2 protein-coding genes and 1 pseudogene are annotated in these 7,049 nt (G+C 71.2%); all 3 read right to left on the bottom strand.

Going from position 1 to position 7,049, the window contains the following annotated elements:
- On the bottom strand, positions 1-2,964 hold a 2,964-nt coding region (locus AAW14_RS38790; protein ID WP_265569174.1), incomplete at its 3' end, for a non-ribosomal peptide synthetase.
- Between the two features lie 76 nt (positions 2,965-3,040).
- Positions 3,041-3,403, bottom strand: a pseudogene (locus AAW14_RS39990) (condensation domain-containing protein); the annotation flags it as partial.
- 44 nt (positions 3,404-3,447) lie between these two features.
- Positions 3,448-7,049 (bottom strand): non-ribosomal peptide synthetase (locus tag AAW14_RS38785; RefSeq protein ID WP_265569173.1); only part of this gene is annotated, 3,602 nt, incomplete at its 5' end.

The following is a 7,049-nucleotide window of genomic DNA, read 5'->3' as shown; positions in this document are numbered from 1 at the left end:
GTGGTGCACCGGCAGTTCGGGCACGGCGTCCGCGGCCGGGATCACCTTCTGCAGCGTGACTCCGTCGACCTCCTCGAAGACCGTGCGCAGCGCCTCATGACGTGCCACGACATCGGCCAGGGCGTCGGACAGTGCCCGCTGGTCCAGTTCGCCCGAAATCCGCATCACCATGGGCATGTTGTAGGTGGCGCTCGGCCCCTCCATGCGGTCGAGGAACCACAGGCGGCGCTGCGCGAACGACGCGGGCACCGCTTCCGGTCGCTCCACGCGTACGACGGCCGGGCGGACATGGTGGGCGGATTCCGCCAGCCGTACCGCCAGTCCCGCCACCGTCGGGGCACTGAACAGGTCGCGGATGGCGACTTCGGACCCCAGTACTGCGCGGATCCGGGATGCCAGCCGGGTGGCGAGCAGCGAGTGGCCGCCCAGGTCGAAGAAGCTGTCGTCGATGCCGACCCGCTCGACCCCGAGCACCTCGGCGAACACCGTGCACAGCGCTTCCTCGCGGGCGTCGCGCGGCTCGCGTCCCGACGTCAGGGCGGTGAAGTCCGGTGCGGGCAGTGCGCGACGGTCCAGCTTCCCGTTCGGAGTCAGAGGGAACTCCTCGACCGCCATCACGATCGACGGCACCATGTACTCCGGCAGCCGCTGCTGGAGGAACTCCCGTGCGCTCGTGGCGATTTCGTCGAAGACGGCGCCCGGAGCCGGTACGGCGTAGCCGACGAGGCGCTTGTCCCCGGGAACGTCCTCGCGCACCGTGACGGCTGCCTGCGCCACCGCCGGGTGCGCGGCCAGCACGGCCTCGACCTCACCGAGCTCGATACGGAAGCCACGGATCTTGACCTGGTCATCGGCCCGGCCGACGAACTCCAGCCGTCCGTGCGAGTTCCAGCGCACCAGGTCCCCGGTACGGTACATCCGCGCGCCCCCGACACCGTAGGGATCGGCGACGAACCGCTCCGCAGACAGCCCCGGACGCCCCAGATAGCCAAGGGCCAGGCCGTCGCCCGCCGCGTAGAGCTCACCGGTCGCACCGGGAGGCACCGGACGCAGCCGGGCGTCGAGAACGTAGACGCGGGTTCCGGAGACGGGGCCGCCGATCGGTACGCCGGCGGCGTGGACGAGGTCGGCGGGCCGCACCGGGTGCGTGGTGGTGAAGGTGGTGTTCTCCGTCGGGCCGTACCCGTTGATCAGGCTCACTCCGGGCAGCCGGTCCAGCACCTTTCGGCACTGGGGCAGCGCCAGGACGTCTCCTCCGGCCAGAAGATGACGCAGCCCGCTGAGCGCCTCGACGTCGGTGTCCACCACTTCGTGGAACAGACCGGCCGTCAGCCACAGGGTGGTGACGCGGTGCTGGGCGAGAAAGCCGCGCAGATCGGCGACGGACTGTGCGCCGGGCGGGGCAAGGGCCAGGGTCGCTCCGTTGAGCAGGGCACCCCAGATCTCGAAGGTCGCCGCGTCGAAGGAGACCGAGGCCAGCTGGGCGACGACGTCATCGGTGCCCAGGTCGATGTAGTCGGCCCCCTGTACGAGCCTGACCACTGCCTGGTGCGGGACGACGACGCCCTTGGGGCGGCCGGTGGAGCCGGAGGTGTAGATGACATACGCCGGGTGGCCGGGCAGCAGCCCGGTGGCGGGCGCGTCATCCCCGTCGAAGGCCGCCAGACGGGCCTCGGTTGCGGGCTCGTCCAGCACGAGGCAGGCCGGGGTGTCCGTCCGCGGCAGTCCGGAGCGCGCACTGCGGCTGGTCACCACCAGGGCCGGCCGGACGTCCTGGAGCATGTAGGCGATGCGGTCGGACGGGTAGCCGGGGTCGAGGGGCACGTATGTGCCGCCCGCCTTGAGGACCGCCAGCAGCGTGACGACAAGTCCGGCGGACCGCTCCATCAGGACCGCGACCGTGCCCCCGGGGCCGACGCCTCGTGTGCCGAGTTCCCGGGCCAGGCGGTTCGCCCTCGAGCTCAGCTCCGCATAGGTGAATTCGGTGTTCCCGCAGACCAACGCGACGGCGTCCGGTGTGCGGGCCGCCTGCGCCTCGAAGAGTTCCGGGAGTACCCCCGTGGTCTCCCGAACCGTACCGCCGTTCCAGTCGGCCAGCACCATGCGCCGCTCGGCGGCATCGAGGATGTCCAGATCGTCGATCCGCAGGCTCGGGTCGGCGGCCAGGGCTTCCAGGATGTGCACGAGGCGGGCCACCAGCCGCTCGGCGGTGGCGGCGTCGAAGAGGTCGGTGGCGTACTCCAGTACGCCGTCCAGGCCTGCGGGGACTCCCTGCTCGTCGAAGAGCTCGCCGGTGTTGAGCAGCAGATCGAACTTGGCGTCCCCGGTCGGCAGTTGGGTCGCCTCGATGCTCAGGTCGGGCAGGCTGAGGCGGCCTCCGCCGTTGTTCTGGAAGGCGAGCATGACCTGGAACAGCGGGTGGCGAGCCGCGGAGCGGGTGGGGTTGAGGATTTCGACGAGCCGCTCGAAGGGAAGGTCCTGGTGCGCGTAAGCCCTCACATCGGTCTCGCGCAGGCGGCCGATGAGCTCGCGGAAGGTGGGGTTGCCGCCGGTGTCTGCGCGCAGCACCAGGGTGTTGACGAAGAACCCGACCAGGTCGTCGAGGTCTTCTTCGGTACGGCCGGCGATCGGTGAGCCGATGGGTATGTCGTTGCCGGCTCCCAGGCGCGTCAGCAGCGTGGCCAGTCCTGCCTGGACGATCATGAAGAGGCTGGCGTCGCACTCCCGGGCCAGAACGGTCAGCCTGCCGTGCAGTTCGGCGTCGATGCGGAAGGGGACGGTGCCCCCGCGGTGGCCGGCCGCTGCCGGGCGCGGCCGGTCCACCGGCAGGGCCAGCTCCTCCGGCAGCCCGGCCAGTTGCCGGGTCCAGTAGGCGATCTGCTTGCTGATGAGGCTGTCGGGGTCGTCCTGGCCGCTCAGCAGGTTCTGTTGCCACAGGGCGTAGTCGGCGTACTGGACGGGCAGTTCGGGCCGGCTCGGGCGCCTGACGTCCGCGGCGTGCCTGGTAGGCCGTTGCCAGGTCGTGTGCCAGGGGGCCCATGGACCAGCCGTCGCCGGCGATGTGGTGCATCACCAGCGCGAGTACGTGCTCGTCGGGTGCGAGGGTGAACAGCGCGGCGCGCAGCGGAAGTTCACACGCCAGATCGAAACCGCGGGCGCCGAACTCGGCGACACGTGCGTCCACGTCGCCGACGACCGCCTCGTACACCGGCAACTCGGGCGTGGCGTCCGCAGCCGCCACGATGACCTGGTACGGCTCGCCGTCGACCTCGTTGAACACCGTACGCAGCGCTTCATGGCGCGTGACGACGTCCGCCAGGGCGGCCGCCAGGGCCTCCCGGTCCAGTGCGCCCTTCATGCGCAGGGCCATCGGCATGTTGTACGCGGCGCCGGAGTCTTCCATGCGGTTGAGGAACCACAGGCGGCGCTGAGCGAACGACGCGGGGATCACGAGTCCTCCTTGATACGCGCCCTCGGACGCAGCGCGGGCCGCTTCCGCTTGGCTTGGTTTGTCGAGTTCGGTTCCGGGAGCTGCCGTGCCAGAGCGGCCACAGTCGGTTCGCCGAACATGTCACGGATGGCGAGCTCGACCCCGAGGACCGCCCGCACGCGGGAGATGAGCCGCGTGGCCAGGAGGGAGTGGCCGCCGAGGTGGAAGAAGTTGTCGTCGATGCCGACCCGTTCCACCCCGAGCACCTCGGCGAACAGCTTGCACAGCGCCTCCTCCCGCGCGTTGCGCGGGCCTCGGCCCGCGACCGCTCCGCTGTGGTCGGGGGCCGGTAGCGCACGGCGGTCGAGCTTGCCGTTGGGAGTGAGCGGGAACGCGTCGAGGACCACGATCGCCGACGGCACCATGTGGTCCGGCAGCAGCTCCTGCGCGTGCGCGCGCACCGTGGTGACCAGGGAGGCGGTCTCCAGTCGGCTTGCCGGGTTGTTGGTGTACGAGCGCAGCGGCGCCGAGCGGGGGCCGGCCGGCTCGTAGAGGTCGGCCGTCGCGCCCGGGCCATCGGCACCGGCCGGGGTGAACACCACGTCCAGGGCGCCTTCGCCGCTGTCGCCCGACCAGGTCACCACGACCCGACGGCCGAGCCGCTCGCCGAGGGCATGCACGTGCTCGAGATCGGGGCCGTCGGCGTCGGTGACGGGCGCGACGAGCCGTTCGCGGGCCACGGCGGCTTCCCCGCCGCCCTCCAGTGCCCGCAGCGCCGCGGCCTCCCGGCCCAGGCGCCGGTTCGGCACGTGCCGAACCCGCAGCCCGGCGCCGGGGCCGGCTGCCGACAGTGCGCGTTCCAGGTCCGGCAGGCCGGTGACATCCCGCCCCCACTCGGCCTCCTGGTACGCGCTCCTCGCGGCTGTCGCGGCGGGCGTCCTGTGCAGGGTGACGTCGTAGCGGTGCCGGGTCAGCTCGTTGACCGTACGGCCGCGCTTGAGCTGGATGTCCAGGGCGCCGACGGCCGGCTCCAGCTCCCGCAGGGCGACGAAGAAGTCCGGGTCCACCAGGAGTTCCTTCTCGAGCGCAATGCTCTGGTCGACCGCCTTGCGGACCGTGGCCGAGTCCGCGGCCGGAGTGGCCCGGTGCAGTTCCACGGCGCTGCGCAGGCACCGCAGCAGCCGCGCGTTGCGGACGTCCCCGATGAACACCGACCCGCCGGGGGCGAGGAGCCGCAGCGCCTGCTGCACCACCTGGACCAGGTATTCGGGATTGGGGAAGTACTGGACGACGGAATTGAGCACGACGGTGTCGAAGTGGCCGGCGGGCAGGCCGCTCATGTCGTGTGCGGGCTGTGCCCGCAGCTCCACGCGCCCGGCGAGAGAGGCGTCCCGGGCGACATGCGCGCGGACGCCCTCCACCACGCCGGTGGAGATGTCGGTACCCCAGTAGGCCTCGCAGTGGGGCGCGATCTGTGACAGGATCAGCCCGTTGCCGATGCCGATCTCCAGCAGTCGCCTCGGACGCAGCGCGCGGATCCGCTCGACGGTCTCCGCCCGCCACTCGCGCATCTCCTCCAGCGGGATGACGTCGCCGGTGTAGCTGCTGTTCCAGCCGGAGAAGTCCTCACCGAACTCCTCGGCCGGCACCCCCTGGTAGAGCGAGTCATAGGTCTCGCGCCACTCGCCGACCTGTTGTTCCTCGCGCGCCTCGTCACGGCCGCCGACCTCCCGGCGCGGCACCACGTAGGCGGCTATCCGCCGGTCGCCCGGAGTGTCCTCACGGGCGACCACAGCTACCTGGCCCACCAGCTCGTGGCGGCTCAACGCCGCCTCGATCTCTCCCAGTTCGACTCGGAAGCCGCGCACCTTGACCTGGTCGTCGGCGCGGCCGACGAACTCCAACTGCCCGTCGGCACGCCGGCGCACCAGGTCGCCGGTCCGGTACATCCGCTCGCCCGTGCCACCGAACGGGCAGGCCACGAAGCGGCCCGCGGTCAGTGCGGGACGCCCGAGGTAGCCGCGGGCCAGCCCGGCGCCGGCGATGTAGAGCTCTCCCGTCACGCCGTAGCCGACCGGCTGCAGGGTCGTGTCGAGGACGTACAGCCGCGTGTTGTCCAACGGGCGGCCGATCGGCGGGAGTTGTGCGCCCGACAGCGGTTCGCTGATGGTGGCGCACACCGTGCTCTCGCTCGGTCCGTACGAGTTCAGCATCCGGGCGGTGGCCCGGGACCAGCGCCCGGCGAGATCGCCGGAGCAGGCGTCACCCGCGACGATCAACGTCATGCCGGCCGGCAGCCCACCCTCGGGGAGTCCCGCGAGAACAGGGGGCGGCAGCGTCGCATGGGTGAGGTCGTGCTCCAGCGCCAGCCGGGACAGCTCTTCCGCGGACATCAGCTGCTCGGCACGGGCGAGTACGAGCGTGCCGCCCGCCAGCAGAGCCATGCACATGTCGGAGAACGAGCCGTCGAAGCTCGGGGACGCGAAGTGCAGCACCCGGCTGTCCGGGCCGAGCCCGAACCGCTCGGTCTCACTGACGGCGAGGCTGGGGATGCCGGTGTGCTGGACGACCACGCCCTTGGGCATCCCGGTGGAGCCCGACGTGTACACGACGTAGGCGGGGTGGGCGGGGCGCAGCGGCGCGACCCGCTCGTCGTCGGTGACGTCGCTCGTGTCGTACGCCGCCAGTTCCGCCGTGAGGGCGGGATCGTCCAGGTCGATCCGGCGCAGGTCCTCGGGGAACGCGCCGGTGGTCGCGCCCGTGGACACCAGCAACGCGGGCCGGGCGTCGTTCAGCATGAAGGCGATGCGCTCGGCCGGGTACTCCGGGTCGATCGAGAGGTAGGCGCCTCCTGCCTTGGCGACGGCCAGACGTGCCGTGATCATGTGCTCCGAGCGGGGAACCGCCAGGGCCACGAAGCGCTCCGGCCCCACTCCTTCGCGGATCAGCCACCGGGCCAGCTGGTTGGCCCGGGCGTTGAGTTCGCCGTAGGTGAGTTCGATGCCTTCGAAGCGCACCGCCGTGGCGTCGGGGCCTCCGGCGGCCTGCTCCTGGAACAGCCCGGGCAGCGTGGCGGCGGGCAGCGCGCGATGAGTGTCGTTCCACGCCTGGAGCACCTGACGGCGCTCGTCGGGGCCGAGCACGTCGACGTGCTCCACCCGTCCGTCCGGGGCGGCGACCATGGCCTCGAGGATCCGGACCAGTCGGGCGGCGATCCGCTCGACACCGGCCTGGTCGAACAGCTCCGTCGAGTACTCCAGGACACCGTCCATGCCGGTCGGCCGCTGGTGCTGGTCGAAGTGCTCGAAGACGCTGAACGCGAGGTCGAACTTGGCCGTCTCCGTGTAGATCTGCTCGGCCTCCACGGACAGGCCGGGCAGGCGCAGGTCGACCGCCGCGTTGTTCTGGAAGGCAAGCATCACCTGCACCAGCGGGTGGCGGGCGGCGGAGCGGGTGGGGTTGAGGATTTCGACGAGGTGTTCGAAGGGGAGGTCTTGGTGGGCGTAGGCGTTGAGGTCGGTTTCGCGGAGTCGGGTGATGAGTTGGCGGAAGGTGGGGTTGTTGCTGGTGTCGGCGCGTAGGACGAGGGTGTTGACGAAGAATCCGACGAGGTTGTCGA

The sequence above is a fragment of the Streptomyces hygroscopicus genome, from assembly GCF_026168105.1.
Lineage (GTDB): Bacteria > Actinomycetota > Actinomycetes > Streptomycetales > Streptomycetaceae > Streptomyces > Streptomyces hygroscopicus_D.
Note: the sequence above shows the minus strand (reverse complement) of the source record. Positions and strands in the feature narration are given on the sequence as shown.